The sequence below is a fragment of the Niveibacterium sp. 24ML genome, from assembly GCF_026586805.1.
Taxonomy (GTDB): domain Bacteria; phylum Pseudomonadota; class Gammaproteobacteria; order Burkholderiales; family Rhodocyclaceae; genus Niveibacterium.
Genome location: NZ_JAPFHA010000006.1, coordinates 145771 through 161475, shown reverse-complemented (window position 1 = coordinate 161475; position 15705 = coordinate 145771). Strand labels below are relative to the sequence as shown.

At 66.6% G+C, this 15705-nt stretch carries 13 protein-coding genes; 8 read left to right on the top strand and 5 right to left on the bottom strand.

Annotated elements, in window-relative coordinates; all coding sequences use genetic code 11:
• The first annotated feature begins 74 nt into the window (after positions 1-74).
• The 4 genes from OPU71_RS07550 to OPU71_RS07535 all read left to right on the top strand — a co-directional run bounded on the left by OPU71_RS07550 (position 75) and on the right by OPU71_RS07535 (position 6294).
• On the top strand, positions 75-1064 hold the full coding sequence (locus OPU71_RS07550; RefSeq protein ID WP_267726857.1) for a substrate-binding domain-containing protein: 990 nt from the start codon (positions 75-77) through the stop codon (positions 1062-1064).
• A 35-nt stretch (positions 1065-1099) separates the two neighbouring features.
• On the top strand, positions 1100-4159 hold the full coding sequence (locus OPU71_RS07545; protein WP_267726854.1) for an ATP-binding protein: 3060 nt from the start codon (positions 1100-1102) through the stop codon (positions 4157-4159).
• A 462-nt stretch (positions 4160-4621) separates the two neighbouring features.
• Positions 4622-5401, top strand: coding sequence for an alpha/beta family hydrolase (locus OPU71_RS07540; RefSeq protein WP_267726849.1), 780 nt, complete (start codon positions 4622-4624; stop codon positions 5399-5401).
• A 206-nt stretch (positions 5402-5607) separates the two neighbouring features.
• Positions 5608-6294, top strand: a complete 687-nt coding sequence (locus tag OPU71_RS07535) for an alpha/beta hydrolase (protein ID WP_267726846.1) — start codon at positions 5608-5610, stop codon at positions 6292-6294.
• Positions 6295-6332: 38 nt separating this feature from the next.
• Here the strand turns inward: OPU71_RS07535 and OPU71_RS07530 are convergent, their stop codons facing one another.
• Genes OPU71_RS07530 through OPU71_RS07515 form a run of 4 tightly spaced genes read right to left on the bottom strand, consistent with a single transcriptional unit; the run spans position 6333 to position 9898 of the window.
• Entirely contained in the window at positions 6333-7352 is a 1020-nt protein-coding gene (locus OPU71_RS07530; protein WP_267726844.1) for a TIGR00266 family protein, read from the bottom strand.
• Between the two features lie 17 nt (positions 7353-7369).
• The gene (locus OPU71_RS07525; RefSeq protein WP_267726842.1) at positions 7370-8050 is read right to left on the bottom strand and encodes a TIGR00266 family protein; all 681 of its coding nucleotides are present in this window, start codon (positions 8048-8050) and stop codon (positions 7370-7372) included.
• 11 nt (positions 8051-8061) lie between these two features.
• The gene (locus tag OPU71_RS07520; RefSeq protein ID WP_267726840.1) at positions 8062-8724 is read right to left on the bottom strand and encodes a TIGR00266 family protein; all 663 of its coding nucleotides are present in this window, start codon (positions 8722-8724) and stop codon (positions 8062-8064) included.
• Positions 8699-9898, bottom strand: coding sequence for a M48 family metallopeptidase (locus tag OPU71_RS07515; RefSeq protein ID WP_267726838.1), 1200 nt, complete (start codon positions 9896-9898; stop codon positions 8699-8701). The genes OPU71_RS07520 and OPU71_RS07515 overlap by 26 nt, the downstream gene beginning before the upstream one ends.
• Before the next feature lie 364 nt (positions 9899-10262).
• Between OPU71_RS07515 and OPU71_RS07510 the strand changes: the two genes are divergently transcribed.
• From OPU71_RS07510 to OPU71_RS07495, 4 genes are all read left to right on the top strand, one after another.
• Positions 10263-11696, top strand: a complete 1434-nt coding sequence (locus tag OPU71_RS07510; RefSeq protein WP_267726836.1) for an alkaline phosphatase — start codon at positions 10263-10265, stop codon at positions 11694-11696.
• A gap of 29 nt (positions 11697-11725) precedes the next feature.
• On the top strand, positions 11726-13102 hold the full coding sequence (locus OPU71_RS07505) for an alkaline phosphatase (protein WP_267726833.1): 1377 nt from the start codon (positions 11726-11728) through the stop codon (positions 13100-13102).
• 164 nt (positions 13103-13266) lie between these two features.
• Positions 13267-13956: a hypothetical protein gene (locus OPU71_RS07500; RefSeq protein ID WP_267726830.1), complete on the top strand. Its 690-nt coding sequence runs from the start codon at positions 13267-13269 to the stop codon at positions 13954-13956.
• 66 nt (positions 13957-14022) lie between these two features.
• Positions 14023-14700: a glycine-rich domain-containing protein gene (locus OPU71_RS07495; RefSeq protein ID WP_267726828.1), complete on the top strand. Its 678-nt coding sequence runs from the start codon at positions 14023-14025 to the stop codon at positions 14698-14700.
• Between the two features lie 66 nt (positions 14701-14766).
• Here the strand turns inward: OPU71_RS07495 and OPU71_RS07490 are convergent, their stop codons facing one another.
• Positions 14767-15573 carry a mechanosensitive ion channel family protein gene (locus OPU71_RS07490; protein WP_267726826.1) on the bottom strand — a complete coding sequence of 269 codons (807 nt, stop codon included), beginning with the start codon at positions 15571-15573 and terminating at the stop codon, positions 14767-14769.
• Positions 15574-15705: the final 132 nt, after the last annotated feature.

Here is a 15705-nt window from a genome sequence, read left to right as displayed (position 1 = left end):
GCCGAATCGCGACGCCCGGGGGCATGGTGCCGCTGTGTGCCGAGCCCGTCGCCATCACTGCCTTGGGGGGCGCCATGAAGCTGCTTCGCCTGATTTCAGCCGTGTTGCTGGGCCTGAGCCTGTTCGCCTGCAGCGATTCCAGCGGCCCGAGCATTACCACCACGGCCTCGTCGGGGCCGGCCGACAAATCGGCGAGCCCGGTGGCGGCCAAGCCGCGGGTGGGCCTGGTGATGAAAACGCTGACCAACCCGTTCTTCGTCGAGATGGAGAAGGGCGCCCGCCGCGCCGAGTCCGAGCTGGGCATTGAATTGCTGGTCAAGACGGCGGCGCAGGAAACCTCGATCGAACAGCAGATCCTGCTGGTCAATGACCTCACCGCGGCGAAGGTGGATGCGATCGTGATCGCGCCGGGCGATTCGCAACGCTTGATCCCTGCGCTCAAGAAGGCGGCCGATGCGGGTATCAAGATCGTGAACATCGACAACCGGCTCGACGCGCAAGCCGTCAAGCAAGCCGGCCTCGCGCCGGTGCCCTTCGTGAGCGTCGACAACCATGCCGGTGCCTACAAGGCCGCGCGCTTTCTGGTGCAGGACGTGTCGGCGCCGACTCAGGCGGCGATCATCGAAGGCATTCGCAGTGCCGACAATGCGCGCCAGCGCATGGAAGGCGCCCGCCGGGGGCTGCTTGAAAACAAGGCGGTCACGGTGGTTGCGTCGGAAACGGCGAACTGGAAGATCGACGAGGCCTACGAAGTGAGCAAGGCAATCTTCGCCAAGCATCCGCAGGTCAAGATCGTGTTTGCCGCCAACGACATGATGGCCCTGGGGGTGCTCAAGTATCTGCAGGACAGCAAGCGTGAGGGCGTGAAGCTGGCCGGCTACGACGCCCTTGCCGAAGCGTTGGCCGAGGTCAAGGCCGGGCGCCTGACTGCAACGGTAGATCAGCAGGCCGCCGAGCAGGGCTTCCAGGGCGTGGCGCTGGCGCTCAAGCTGGCGCGCGGCGAGGCGGTGCCGCCTGAAACGGTGATCGACACCCGCCTGGTCACTGCCGCGGCACAGCCCTGAGCGCTGCCCGAAAGCGGTATCGCGAGTTCGCGCCGGTGCGACGGCCCCTCAACATCACGGTCAAGATGCTCGGCTACCTGCTGGTGGCCGGCATCGTGCCGCTTGCGGTGCTCGGCGGGGTGGCGCACCAGATCTCCGCCCGCGTGCTGGTCAGTCAGGCCGAAGCGGCCCAGGTGCAACTGCTGGGCGTCTTCGGTTCCTACCTGAAGCTCTACCAGGATCAGATTGAAGACCTGAGTGCCAACATCGCCGGCAACGAGGCGATCGGCGCAGCCTTGCGCGGGGCGGAAGGGGGGCAGGCGAGCCAGATCGACGCGCTGCGCACTCGCGCCCAGGTCGGCTACATCCTCAACAACTATGTGCGGGTGAAGGGCCTCATCGCGATCGACCTGTTCTCGAACCAGGGCGAGCACTTCCACATTGGCGAGACGCTCAGCTTCGGCGAAGTGGATCACCCCCTCGTGGGGCGCCTCACGCGCGAAGCGGCAGCCGCGCACGATCAGGCGATCTGGCGCGGCATCGGGCCGAACATCAATGTCACCTCATCGCACCGCATGGCGAGCACGGTGATCCGGGAGATCCAGCATTTCTCGCCCGACACCGGGCGATCTGACAGTGTTGGCGTGGTGGTGATCAGCCTCAGCGACGAGATCATGCGCGAGTTCGTGCGCAGCAGCGGGCTCGCGGCGGGGACCACGCTGATGCAGATCGACCGCGCCGGCCGCGTCGCGCTGCATTCAGACGGGCGCCTGATCGGCGAAGCACTGGCGCCGGCCCTGCTGGATCTGGTGCACGCGGGCTCCGCATCGCGCGAACTCACGCTCGATGGCGAGCCGGTGCTGATGCGCTCGCGCCCGATCGCCGGGGATCGTGGCTACATCGTTGCGCTCACCCCGCGTCGTCTGATCACCGAGCGGGTCGCCCAGCTGAGCTACGCCACCCTGGCCTTGTTTGCGGTCGGCCTGATCGGCGTGGTGATGCTGACCTTGCGCTACGCGAAGAACGTGGTGCAGCCGATCCGGGCGGTGTCCGAGGGCTTCCGCCGCCTGCAGGCCGCCCCCGGCGCACCGCATCAGCCCTTGCCGCAGGCCACTTCACCGGATGAGATCGGCCAGTTGGTGCAGGGCTACAACGGCCATCTGGCGATGCTCGACGAACTGCGGCGTACCGAAGACAAGCGCCGCGAAAGCGAGACCATGCTGGTGACGGCGATCGAGGCGATCGACGAAGCCTTCGTCGTGTACGACGCCGATGACCGCCTGCGCTACTGCAATGAAAAATACCGCGACATCTACCGGGATTCCGCGCCGGTGATCCAGCCCGGGGTGCGCTTTGAAGACGTGATCCGCTACGGGGCCGAGCGCGGCGCGTATGCCGACGCGATCGGGCGTGTCGACGAATGGGTGGCCGAACGGCTGGCCGAGCATTTGCGCGGCGATACCCAGGTGGAGCAGCGCCTGGCGAACGGGCGCTGCCTGCGGGTGGTCGAACGCAAGACGGCGCAAGGGCTGATCGTCGGTTTCCGGGTAGATATCACCGAGCTCAAGCAGGCCAAGGACGCGGCGGAGAGCGCCAGTCGCGCCAAGAGCGAGTTCCTCGCCAACATGAGCCATGAAATCCGCACGCCCTTGAACGCCATGCTGGGGATGATGCAGCTGGCGCTGGAGACCCCGGACGACGTCGAGCGCCGCGCGTGCATGGGCAAGGCCCTGCGTGCCACCGATGGGCTGCTGGTCATCATCAACGACATCCTCGACTTCTCGAAGATCGAAGCGGGCAAGCTCGCGATCGAGCATGTGGCCTACGCCCCCGCCGAACTGCTCGCCGAGTTGCGCGAGCTGTATGACCCGGTGGCGGCCGAACAGGCGCTCGCCCTCACGCTGGCGGCCGAAGGTTTGCCGGCGGCGGTGTGGGGCGATCCGCTGCGGGTGCGGCAGGTGTTCTCCAACCTGCTCAGCAACGCGCTCAAGTTCACCCGCCAGGGCACGGTGCAGATCGGCATGTCGATCTGCGAGTGCGATGGCCGGCCTTGCATGCGCGCCGAAATCACCGACAGCGGCATCGGCATCGCGCCCGAGGACCTCCCCAGGCTCTTCAGCTCATTCTCGCAAGCTGATGCCTCCACCACGCGCAGGTTCGGCGGCACCGGGCTGGGCCTGGCGATCAGCAAACGCCTGGTCGAATTGATGGGCGGGCGCATCGGCGCGGTGAGCGAGCCGGGGCAGGGCAGCACCTTCTGGTTCGAGCTGCCCTTGCATGAAGCCCCGGCCTCGGCGCTGCCCGCCAAGCCTCAAGGCGCGCCGGAAGCCGAGGCGCTGTCGCTTGCCGGCAAGGCGGTGCTGCTGATCGAAGACAACCCGCTCAACCAGGAGGTGGCAACGCGTTTCCTGCAACGGGCGGGGCTTGTCATCACACTTGCCGACAACGGGCTCGAAGGCTTGAAGGCGCTGCGTACGGGGCGTTTTGATGTAGTGCTGATGGACTGCCAGATGCCGGTGATGGACGGCTACGAGGCCACCCGCCAGCTGCGCGCCGAGGGCTGGACGCTCCCGGTCATTGCGATGACGGCCAATGCCCTGCTTGGCGACCGCGAAAAGTGCATCAGCGTGGGCATGAACGATTACATCGCCAAGCCGGTGATTGCGGATCAGCTCTACCAGACGCTGCGCCGCTGGATCTTTGGCCTGCACACGGATGCCGGGCCGCAGGCAGGGCAGGTGCCGCCCGGTGTATCGCCCGCCACAGGCGGCGCGCGCGCGCACCTGGATCTGGCGGCGGCCCTGGCACGCATGGATGGCATGCGCGAGCTCTACGACGAACTGGCCGCCATGTTCCCGGCCGATGCCGAGCAGACGCTGCAAAGCCTGCAGACGGCATTGGCCGCCGGCGATCTTGCTAGTGCCGCGCGCGCGGCGCACACCCTCAAAGGCAACGCCGCGAGCCTGGGGGCAGAACGCTTGCTGGACTGCGCCTTCGTACTTGAACGTGCTTGCCGCGACGCTGCGCCGGGCCAGGCCATGGCGGCGATGCCGGCGCTTGTCGAGGAACTCGATGCGGTGAAGGCCAGCCTCGCCGCGATGTCGAAGCTGGCCTGAGCGCGCCCCGGCGCCAAGCCTCAGGGCTTTGCGTTGCGCCGCCTCTTGCGCGCCGAACCCGCGCATCCGTGCCAAAAATTGAAGACCTGCCGTACTTCCGGGCCGCCGAACGAGGCCTCGCCGGCCATCAGTTGCTGGCGGCAGCAAATCGAGCGCTTGAAGGATTGGATGCACTGCTTCCGCGGAGCGAACCTGCGCGCATCCAGGCCGGGCAGGGGATCTCTTCATGGTCGCGGGCGCGGTGATCCGCTGCAAAGTGTTCGATCACGCTGCTCGGCTAAGGTCTCCGGGTTTGGTCGGGGGCCAGCGTTGGCGCAAGGCCCGGCTGACGACCTTGACTCGCATCAACGCGCGGGTCGCAGCGGGCCTTGCCAGCGTCCGCCGCGGGATCGGAAGGGGCGCATCGATCTGGGCGCCACGCTGCGCGGGTGCCTTGGAGGGCGTGATAGCCTTGCATCCCTCATGTTCCGGGGTGTGCTCGAAATGGCGGGTTGGATTCGCGTTTGTGTCGGCGCGCTGCTTGCGCTGCAAGGCGTATCGGCGCTGGCGCTTGAAACCGCCATCGTGACGCCGCGCGGTGCGCGCGTCAGCATGCTGGTCGACGTACCCGATGGCGCCGGGCCGTTTCCCGCCATTGTGATCGCGCCGGGGCAGGGCTATCACATGCGCTTGCCCCTGATGGCGCAGAGCGCCGAACGGCTAAGGGCCGCCGGCGTGCTGGTGTATCGCTTTGATTGGGCCTATCGCGGCCAGCCCGGCGCGGCGGGCGAACCCTCCGAAGGGCTGCTCGCCGAGGCGCAAGACCTCAGCAGTGTGATTGACGCCATGCGCAAGGATGCGCGCGCCAACCCGAAGCAGTTGTTCATCGCCGGCAAATCGATGGGCTCGGTGGTGGCCTGGCGTGTGATGCGCACGCAGCCGGATCTGCGGGCTGGCGCATTCCTGACGCCGATCTGCAGTGACGAGAAGGACGGCAGGATCGAATCCGCCGCCGAGGAAAACTACCCGCACGATGCGCAGCACAAGCGGCCGACCTTGTTCCTGGCCGGCGATCAGGACCCCCTGTGTGCGCCCAGCGTGCTCTACCGTTATGCCGCGTCGCTTGGCGGCCGGGCTCGTGTTGCCGTCGTCGCCGGAAACCACAGCCTCGCGGTGCCGGCGGACGAACCGGCCAGCGCGGCCAATCTGGACCTGGCGACGCACAGCCTGGTCCGCTTTGTGGCGGACCAGCTGAAGCGCTGATCGTCGGCTGTGCTGACCCGCATGGACCTTCGATGCGGGCCGCTCACGATGCACGGCTGCACGCTGCACGAACTCCCGGCGGGAGGGGCGCTTGTTGCGAGTTCTCGGCTGGGCATCTTGCAGCCTGCGCACCCTTGCCGTGATCATTCGCAGCCTGGCGCGGCCGCTTGGGGCTGGCGTTTTGCATCACTCTGGAGTGTGTGACGATGATTGAGACCTTGCCCGCGATTGAGATCGAGACCGCGCCCAAGCCTGACTTTTCGGTGATCTGGCTGCATGGGCTGGGGGCCGACGGGAGCGATTTCGAACCCATCGTACCGGAGCTCGGCTTGCCGGACGATGCGCGGGTGCGCTTTGTCTTCCCGCACGCGCCGATGATGCCGGTGACTTGCAACGGCGGTTACATCATGCGGGCCTGGTACGACATCAAGTACCTCGATGGCAGCACGCGCGATGTGGATGAGGCCGGCGTGCGTGCTTCATGCGAAGCGGTGCGCGCCTTGATTGCGCGCGAAAACGCGCTCGGCGTGCCGACGCACCGGATCGTGCTGGCCGGATTCTCGCAGGGTGGGGCGATTGCCTACACGGCGGGGCTGTCGCATCCGCAGAGGTTGGCCGGGGTGATTGCCCTGTCGACCTACCTGCCGGCGCGCCAGATGCTGCTCGATTCGCTCAGCGCGGCGAGTCGCGCGACGCCGATCTTTGCCGCGCATGGCACTCACGACGATGTGGTCGGGCCCGCCTTGGGCGAGGCGGCACGTGCCTGCCTTGCGGCGGAAGGCTACCCGATTGCGTGGCACACCTATCGCATGGCGCACTCGGTGTGCATTGAAGAGATTGCAGAGATCGGCCGCTGGCTGGCCGAGCGCCTGCGCGAAGCGGCGCCAGCCTGATCGCCGGGCGGGGCGCCCGGCAGCCCCGCGCCGGTGCCTCAGGCTTCCTTGCCCACGCGGCGATACTGTTCGGCCCAGGCCAGCAGTGCGCCGGAGGTGCGGGTCTGCACCCACACCCGCCCCTTGCCGCGGAAGCGGCAGACGAAGCCTTCGCCCGAGAAGAACAGAGATTTGTAGCCGCCGAATTTCTCCAGCTTGTAGTCCAGCCCTTCGGTGAAGGCGACGATGTTGCCGGTGTCGACCACATACTCGCCGTCGACTTCCTTTTCGATCATGCCGCCGTAGGTGTTGAACCACAGATCGCCGGTGCCGGAGGCGCGGATCAGGAAGAAGCTCTCTCCCGAGAAGAAGCCCTTGGTAAAGCCTTGCCACTTGGTCTCGAGCGTGACGTCCGGGTCGCAGGCGACGAAGGCGCCGTTCTGCAGGAAGAGCACCTCGCCCCCCTTCAGGTAAACGTGTGCCAGATCGCCCGGTGCGCCGGGGGCGATACCGATTTCGCCGGCCACCGTGTCGGCACTGAACTCGTTGACGAAGATCGACTCGCCGGTGACAAGGCGCCCGAGCCCGCCGCTGAGCTTGGTCTTCATGCGGATGCTGGTGTCCATCGTCGCCATTGCGGCGGCTTCAACCTTGATGCTGTGGTTGGCCGGCAACTGCACGGTGAGGAAGGCGAAGTCCGGCGCGCCATCGATGCGGAACTGGAAGCCGGGCTGCTCGGCCGCCGCACGCGGCTGGGGCGGCGGCGCGGCTTCGGGCGCCGCTGCGGCAGGCTTTGCGGCCGGCACGGCGGCGCTTGTTACCGTGGCGCTTGCTGAGGGGGCGGCCTTCGCGGCGGGGGCGTCGTGGTGGCTGTGTTCGGCGTTCAGGCCCATCTTCGCAAGCGCCTGGCAGTAGCGTTCGGCGGTGTCGGCGTCGAGGCCCACTTTGATCGTGCGCGGCAGCGTGGTCAGCAGTTCGGCTGCCTTCTCGGGCGTGATCTTGAAGGCCTGCGCGAAGGCCGCCTGTGCGGCCGCAGCGTTGGGGGTGGCGTAACCGGTCACGCTCACTTTGTAGGTCATGTCGTGTCCTCTTCCTGTTACTTGCGGCGCTTGAGCGTGGGCCGCAGCGAGAGGCCGAAGCTGCCCGGATTGTGCGACTGGCACCAGACGGTGCCGCGCCCCTTGAACTTGCACACCAGGCCTTCACCGCCAAGCATGGAATGCAACCAGCTCTTGCCGGCCTTGGTGAGCGAGAAGTCCAGCGATTCCTGGAAGGCGACGATGTGGCCGGTATCGACGATGTGTTCGCCGTCCACCTCGATCGGGTAGATCGCGCCGAAGGCGCTCAGCACCACTTGCCCGCGGCCCGAGAGCTTCAACCAGAAAAGGCTCTCGCCGGAGAGCAGGTTCTTGAAGCCCTGCCAGCTGGTATCGATCTCGACGCCCTCTTCGCAGGCCACGAACGAGCCGGCCTGCACCATGAGCGCATCACCGTCGACGCGGTAGGCCATCATGTCGCCCGCCAGCGCGGTGCCCAGCACGACTTCGCCGGCGCCCTGCCGGGCGCTGAAGTGGTTGAGGAAGAAGGATTCGCCGCCAAGCAGGCGCTTGGCCGCCTTGAGCAGGCCGCCCTTGCCGCGCTTGTGCGTGGTGGTTTCGATATCGAGCCCGCCGCTCATCGCGATCATGGCGCCGGACTCGGTGGTGCAGCGCTCGCCCTGCGCAAGTTGCAGCGTAGCGGCGGTGTTGCCGGGCTGGTGAGTGAATTCGATTTTCATGCCTGTTCCGTTCAGCGCAGCTTGGGGTTGATCCAGCCCGTCAGGCCGGTGAGGCTGCGGGTCTGCACCACGATGCGCCCCCTGCCGGTGACGCGGGTGACCAGGCCTTCGCCGCCAAAGAAGCTGGAGAAGAGGCCGCCCGCCAGTTGCAGCTTGAGTTTGATGCCGGGCTCGTAGGCCACCAGGTGGCTGCTGTCGACGATGTATTCGCCGTCGACCTGCTTGTCGAGCAGCGCACCGTAGGCGCCGTACCACACGGTGCCGCTGCCGCTGACCACGGTGCGGAACAAGCCCTCGCCGGCAATCCAGGAGACGAAGCCGGCAAATCCGAGCCCCAGCTTGATGCCTTCGGTGCTCGCCAGGTAGGCGCCGGGCTGCAGGTAGAAGGTGTCGTTGTGCAGATCCAGCGCGCGTATGCCGCCGGGGGTGGGCTGCACCAGCGTCATCGACCGCGCGGCCGGGGTGTTGTTCTTGAAGACGCTGACGAACAGGCTCTCGCCGGCGAGGTACTTGCGCAAGAGCCCGGCGATCAAGCCGCCGTTCATGCGCGCCTGCAGGTCAAGGTCGGCGGCCATGCTGCTCATGGCGTCGGACTCGGCGATCACGCTCTCGCCCGGTTCCAGCGTCACCGCCAGGTAGGAAAAGGCATCACTGCCCCGGATCTGCGCTTGCATTCGTGTCTTTCGTGGTGGGTTTGCTGACAAATGCCTTCACTGCTTCCTGCAGTACTGCGAAGGCCGCGCGGTCATCGCGCCAGGTGAAGGCGGGCAGGGTCTGGATTCGCTGGTCCAGATTGGCGATGCGCTCGTCGGTTTCCGGGTGGGTTCCCAGATAGGCCAGCGCACTGCGGGCGGCGTCCTGCACCTCGTCGTCGCCCAGTTGCTTGAGTTGCCGGTGCTCTTCATCGCGGATCGCATGGAAGAAGGCGACCAGCCCGCGCGGATCGATCCTGGCCGCGAGCAGCAGATCGATGCCGGCGCGGTCTGCCTCGCGCTCGAAGTCACGCGAGTACTTCTGGTTGATCAGCATCGGCGCTGCACCCGCCACCGCGGCCAGCAGGCCCGAGGCATCGCCCAGCAGCGCCTGCGCGATCGCGTAGAGGCCGACGCTCTTGATCACCGAACGCACACCATGCTGTTCGGTGACATGCGCGATCTCATGCGCCAGCACGCCCTGCAGTTGCGCCGGGGTGCCGGCCTTGAGGATCAGCCCCGAGTGGATCACTACCTCGCCACCGGGCAGGGCGAAGGCATTGAGGCTGGGGTCATTGACCACATGAAAGCGGTAGCGGTAGCGCTTGCCCGCGTGCGCGACGAGCGGATCAACCAGTGGCTTGAGCAATGGCGCGGCGTGCGCTTCGGACATGAAGTCCTGCTGCACGCGGAATTGCTTCAATGCGGTTTCGCCGAGCGATGCCTCCCACGCCACCGGCAGGCGACGCGCCAGCGCGTCGCTCAGGCCATCGAGCGAAAAGAACAGGATCACCGGCAGCGCCACGATCAGGGCCAGGCCCGCAAACAGGCTGCCCCAGCCGAGCCAGCGATGGCGCCGTCGGGCCTTCACCAGCGCCTGCGCCGCCGGATGCGCGGCGAGCCGGGCGTGCGCGATCAGCGCATGGTCGGCGGTGTAGAACTGCCAGCCGGGCAGTGCCGCATGTTCGATGAAGATCAGGCGATTGTTCGCGCCACCCAGCGTCAGGCGCAGCAGGCCATCGATCGGCAGCGCCAGCACCTGTTCGCCGCGCGTGAAGTGGAGGTGGCCGCCATCGAGCACCATGGCGCCGCTGCATCGCCCGCCGGGGAGCGATTCGTGGAAGGCATGGGCAGCAAAAGTTTCGGCTTGGGGCATCAGCACTCTCATGGGGGGCGTGGTATTCGCGGCGGGGGCCAAGCCCGGGCCTGCGCGCGCCACGGCGAGCAAGGGCGCGACACCAGCGCATCGTCATGCGGGCATGGCCGCGCCTCATCAAGTGGCGTGAGATTCTGACGCAAATTTGCTCAGACACGTCGGCAAGTGGGCCGCCATGCTGTGAGCCATCCCTGATCGTGCCAGACATGGCAATGCGTGCTGCGCAGCCGGGGCCGCGCGGAAGGATGATGAAAGGTGCGCGGCAATTGCCTGCCTGTCATGAATTCGTAACCCTGCCGATTGCCTGACTGTCATGACAGCACTTTAGCCTCGCGGTTCCGATTGATCTTTGGAGTTACGCGCAATGCGCTTCTCGAACTACGCGCTCTCGCTCATCGCCGCCGCCACCGTGGCCGCGTGCGGCGGCAAGGACAGCACGCCGCCGGAACCGCCGGTGGTGGTCAAACCTGCTCCGACCAACGTCATCTTCTTCCTCGGTGACGGCATGGGCATCGCCACCACGACCGCTGCCCGCATCTACTCGGTGGGCGAAGACGGCGAACTGACGATGGACACGCTGCCGGAAACCGGCTTCGTCAAAACCTTCTCGAACGATGCGCAGGTGACCGACTCGGCGCCCTCGATGGCCGCTTACATGACCGGCGTGAAGATGAACAACGAGGTCATCTCGATGTCCGCCGACACCGTGGCGAAGAGCCCGAACGCGGATGGCACCGGCAACTGCGGCAGCGCCAATGGCACGCCGGTTACGACCCTGCTGGAACTGGCCAAGGCCGCCGGCCGTGGCACCGGTGTGGTGACCTCGACCCGCGTGACGCACGCCACCCCGGCGGCGACTTATGCGCACGTTTGCCACCGCGATGCCGAATCGGACATCGCCGCGGCGCTGGTGCCCGGCGGCGCCGGCTACAACGACAAGCTCGCTGACGGCATCGACGTGGTGCTGGGCGGCGGCAAGCAGTTCTTTGTTGCCAAGGATGCGGGCGGCAAGCGTGCCGATGGCCGCGACCTCACGGCGGAACTCAAGGCCAAGGGCTACACCGTGGCGACCGACCGCGCCGGCTTCGACGCAATCGATGCCACCAAGGCCGGCAAGTTCGTCGGTCTGTTCGCCTCCAGCCATCTGAGCTACGACCTCGACCGCGACGCGGCCAAGGAGCCGAGCCTGGCGGAGATGACGATCAAGGCGATCCAGCGCCTGCAGCAGAACGAGAAGGGCTTCTTCCTGATGGTGGAAGGCGGCCGCATCGACCACGCGCTGCATGAAACCACCGCGAAGAAGGCGCTGCAGGACACGATCGCCTTCGACAACGCGATCAAGGCTGCGCTCGACGAAATGAAGAAGACCGACCCGACGCTGAAGAACACCCTGATCGTCGTCACCGCCGACCACGACCACACCCTGGTGCTCAACGGTTACGCCAAGCGCACCGGCAAGAGCAGCGCCGGCAACCCCGGCGTGCTGGGCCTGCTGCGCAACTACACCGACGGCAGCATTGCGAAGGACGCCGACGGCAAGCCCTTCACGATCATCGGCTTCGGCAACGGCGAGAACCGCCCGGCCGGCAATCGCAGCACCTTTGCCGACCTGAGCGACGAAGTGGTGTTCGCCAGCACCTATCACCAGGAAGCGGCCGTGCGCATGGGCGCTGGCTCCGAAACCCACGGCGGCACCGATGTCTTCATCGGCGCAACCGGCAAGGGCGCCGACACGATCGGCGGCTTCGTGGACAACACCGCCGTGTTCGGCCTCGTCAAAGCGGCGGCCGGACTGTGATCGGCGCAGCATCACCGCAAGGATTCAACATGATCAAGAAAACCCTGATCGCCGCGCTGCTGTGTGCCGCCGGCTCCGCCCACGCTGCCGGTGAAGCGAAGAACGTGATCTTCTTCCTCGGCGACGGCATGGGCCCGACCACCGTCACCGCCGCGCGTATCTACAAGTACGGCGAGAGCGGCGCACTGAGCATGGAAAGCCTGCGCCGCACCGCACGCATCAAGACTTTCTCGAACGACGCGCAGACCACCGACTCGGCGCCCTCGATGGCCGCCTACATGACCGGCGTGAAGATGAACAACGAGGTGATCTCGATGTCCGCCGACACGCTGGCCAAGGCGCCTGCCGCCGACGGCAGCAGCACCTGCCCGGCCAGCGGCAACGGCACCGCCGCGGTGACGCTGCTGGAGCTGTCCAAGGCCGCCGGCAAATCGGTGGGTGCAGTCACCACCACCCGTGTTACGCACGCCACGCCGGCTGCAACCTTTGCCCACATCTGCCACCGCGATGCCGAAAACGACATCGCCGCGCAGGCGGTGCCGGGCGGCGCCGGCTACAACCCGGCGCTCAAGGATGGCCTCGACGTGCTGATGGGCGGCGGCCGCCGCCACTTCCTGCCGAAGGCCAGCAGCGGCAAGCGTACCGATGGTCGTGATCTCGTCGCCGAGATGAAGACGGCCGGCTACACCTACGCGGATACCGGCACTGCGCTGGCCGCCGTGGATGCTGCCGCGACCAGCAAGCTGCTCGGTCTCTTCCACATGGACCACGCAGACTACGAGCTGGATCGCGTGAAGAAGAGCCTCGACCAGCCCAGCCTTGCGACGATGACGAAGAAGGCGATCGACGTACTCGCGAAAAACCAGAAGGGCTTCTTCCTGATGGTGGAAGGCGGCCGCATCGACCACGCACTGCACGGCACCAACGCCAAACGTGCGCTGGAAGACGCAGTGGCCTTCGACGACGCGATCAAGGCTGCGCTCGATGCGATGCAGGCGAAAGATCCGGGCCTGAAGAACACCCTGATCGTCGTGACCGCCGACCACGACCACACGATGACGATCAACGGTTACTCCAAGCGCGGCAACCCGATCCTCGACATCTCGCGTTCGTACAAGGACAACACGCCGAACAAGGACGCCGACGGCAACACCTACACCACGCTGGTGTTCGGTAACGGCCCGACGCGCAAGGATGTGCGGACCAGCATCGAGAGCGGCGAGGCCGACAAGACTCAGGCGCTGCACGATGACTACCTGCAGGAGACCGCGTTGCGCATGGGCTCCGAAACCCACGGTGGCGGAGACGTGATGCTGATGTCGTCCGGCGCAGGCAGTGCCGGCTTCAAGGGCACCCTCGACAACACCAAGGTCTTTGGTCTGGTGCGCAGCGCGCTGGGGCTGTGATCGCGTAATAAAGAACCTGCCGTGCGGGCCGCCTTGGCTCATCACCCTTTGCGCTGGCCCTCTCCCCGGCACGCAGCGGGTGAGCCGATGCGGCGCAAAGGGCTGGTGTGTGTTTCGCCGGCGGGGCCGCAAGCCTCGCCGGTATCTTTGCTTTCTGGAGTGTCATGAACAAGTCGATTCTTTGCGCCCTCTTCGGCGCACTTCCCCTGCTGGCCGCTGCAGCGCCCGGCGACGCGCTGCAGGCCACGGTGCAGGTCGAATCCCGCTGGATCACCGCCGACGGGGTCGAGAAAACCACCCGTTTCTCCGAGCGCCTGGTGCGCAGCGAGAGCCATGTGTGGACCGAGCGGATCAAGCCAACCGGTACGCCCAAGGCCGAGGCGGACGAACACCAGCATGCCGGCGAAGCGCATCTGCACCCCTCGGATCTTGCCGGTGCAGCCAAGCTGATCGGCCGCGACAAGCAGGGCGCGGTGAGCCTGAGCTTCATCCGCACCGACCTGAAAACCCGCGTCGACATGAGCCCGCGTGACTACGACGCGGTGGGCTTTGACGGCAAGTGGGAAAGCGCCTGGTCGCTGGTCGATCCGGCCCTGATCAAGCGCCTCGCGCTGAGTACGCGCGCCAGTAGCGAAGCCGGTGCGCGCTGGTATGAACGGCGTGGCGAGGGCGAGTACCTCCGCGTGCTGTGGTCTGATTCGCTCAAGCTCGCGCTGCGTATCGAATCCGGCCGCGACGATGGCAGCCGTGCCTCGCGCACCGTGGTGAAGCTGGACCCGGCCGCCGCGCCCGCCCAGCCCTGGGCCAAGCTCGCAGGCTATACGCGAAAAGACTACACCGACCTGCTCGACTGATCCGCGACGGCGGCGCGCTGTCGCCGTAATATCGCCGCAACATTGTTTGAGCAGGCTGTTGCGGCGATGAACACAACAACAATAATCCTCATCGGCGGCGCGGGCGTCGTGCTCTTCGCCCTGGCCCGCCAGCGCTACCTGGTAGCGCGCCAAGAACGGCGCGAAAGCGCGATCCTCGATTTCGACTTCTACAAACTGCTCGGCTGGCGCTTCTCGCAGAAGCGCCAATCCCTCAGCCCGGAACAGCGGCAAAAGGTGTTCCGCGCGCTGCGCCAGTACTTCCTGATCTGCCTGGATGCGCGCGGGCGCTTCGTGTCGATGCCCTCGCAGGCGGTCGACGACGCCTGGCACGAGTTCATCCTCTTCACCCGCAACTACGAACAGTTCTGCCGCCGCGCCTTCGGCCGCATGCTGCACCACACCCCGGCCGAAGCGATGAGCTCGCCCACGCTGCCGACCGAGGGCATCCGCCGCGCCTGGCGACTGGCCTGCAAGCGCGAGGGGATCGACCCGCGCAAGCCGGATCGCCTGCCGCTGTTGTTCGCGCTGGATGCGGAGCTGGGCATTGCCGATGGCTTCCGCTACAGCCTCGATTGCGAGCGCAATCCGGGGAGCGGCTACTGCGCGGGCGACATTGGCTGTGGCGGCGGCAGTTGCGGTGGATCAGGCGATTCGTCGGCCAGCGATGGGGATGGTGGCGGCGACGGAGGCGGTTGCGGCGGTGGTTGCGGGGGCGGAGACTGAAGCCCGCGACGCCGCGAAATGAAAAGGGCAGCCTAGCGGCTGCCCTTTTTCATGATTCAGCGCCGATCAGCCCTGACGGACATGAAAGTGCTGTTCCGGCACCGGGTAGCCTGCCGCGCCGCAGGTATCACGGATCGCCTTGTTGGTGTCGAAGTACACCTGCCAGTAGTGGTCGGTATGGCAGAAGGGGCGCACCGCCAGCACCGGGCCCATCGGCGTGAAGTCCAGCACCTCGACGGTGGGCGTCGGTTCGGCGACCACGTTGGGGATCTGAACGAGCGCCGCCTTGAGGCGGACGATCGCGTCGTTCACGTCGACCGCGTGGTTCAGTTGCGCAGTGCGCTCGACGCGGCGATACGGGTTGGTCGAGAAGTTCTGGATCGTGTCGCCGAAGATCTTGTTGTTGCCAACGATGGTGAGCACGTTGTCCGGCGTGTTGATCGCCGAAGCGAACAGGCCGACCTCCATCACCGTGCCTTCGATGCCGCCCACCTTCACATAGTCGCCCACCTTGAAGGGGCGCAGCACGACGAGGAAGGCGCCGGCCGCGAAGTTGGCCAGCAGGCCGGCCCAGGCGGCGCCGATCGCCACGCCCATCGCGGCGACCAGGGCGGCGAAGGAGGTCGTCTCAAGCCCGAAGTAGCCGAGGATCGCCACCACCAGCACGATGTTCAGCGCCACGCTGACGATGTTGCCGACGTAGCGCAGCAGGGTCGGGTCGACATGCTGCCGCGTCATCGCGGCGGAGATCCCGCGCACTGCCAGGCCGATGAGCCAGCGGCCGATGATCCAGACGGCCAGCGCCCCGAGGATCTTGAGGCCAAAGGTGGTGAGCTGGGTGCTTGCGGTCTCGATGATGTGTTCGATATTCATGCGGGGCTCCTGGGGCAGCGGGGTGTCGGAAAGGGGGGGCGTGTGCCCTGCCTTTGGCGCCGGCAGGGCAGCAGCGCGCAGCATAGCGCGAGCCTCAATGCCTGTGTGTGCCCGATTTGGGGGCGTGTCATC

What these genes read in the sequence shown, in the direction of transcription:
- OPU71_RS07510 (WP_267726836.1), top strand. Translation starts at nt 10,263, where the DNA reads ATGCGCTTCTCGAACTACGCGCTCTCGCTCATCGCCGCCGCCACCGTG.
- OPU71_RS07530 (WP_267726844.1), bottom strand. Translation starts at nt 7,352, where the DNA reads ATGACCTACAAAGTGAGCGTGACCGGTTACGCCACCCCCAACGCTGCG.
- OPU71_RS07550 (WP_267726857.1), top strand. Translation starts at nt 75, where the DNA reads ATGAAGCTGCTTCGCCTGATTTCAGCCGTGTTGCTGGGCCTGAGCCTG.
- OPU71_RS07505 (WP_267726833.1), top strand. Translation starts at nt 11,726, where the DNA reads ATGATCAAGAAAACCCTGATCGCCGCGCTGCTGTGTGCCGCCGGCTCC.
- OPU71_RS07515 (WP_267726838.1), bottom strand. Translation starts at nt 9,898, where the DNA reads ATGCCCCAAGCCGAAACTTTTGCTGCCCATGCCTTCCACGAATCGCTC.
- OPU71_RS07495 (WP_267726828.1), top strand. Translation starts at nt 14,023, where the DNA reads ATGAACACAACAACAATAATCCTCATCGGCGGCGCGGGCGTCGTGCTC.
- OPU71_RS07490 (WP_267726826.1), bottom strand. Translation starts at nt 15,573, where the DNA reads ATGAATATCGAACACATCATCGAGACCGCAAGCACCCAGCTCACCACC.
- OPU71_RS07540 (WP_267726849.1), top strand. Translation starts at nt 4,622, where the DNA reads ATGTTCCGGGGTGTGCTCGAAATGGCGGGTTGGATTCGCGTTTGTGTC.
- OPU71_RS07535 (WP_267726846.1), top strand. Translation starts at nt 5,608, where the DNA reads ATGATTGAGACCTTGCCCGCGATTGAGATCGAGACCGCGCCCAAGCCT.
- OPU71_RS07525 (WP_267726842.1), bottom strand. Translation starts at nt 8,050, where the DNA reads ATGAAAATCGAATTCACTCACCAGCCCGGCAACACCGCCGCTACGCTG.
- OPU71_RS07520 (WP_267726840.1), bottom strand. Translation starts at nt 8,724, where the DNA reads ATGCAAGCGCAGATCCGGGGCAGTGATGCCTTTTCCTACCTGGCGGTG.
- OPU71_RS07500 (WP_267726830.1), top strand. Translation starts at nt 13,267, where the DNA reads ATGAACAAGTCGATTCTTTGCGCCCTCTTCGGCGCACTTCCCCTGCTG.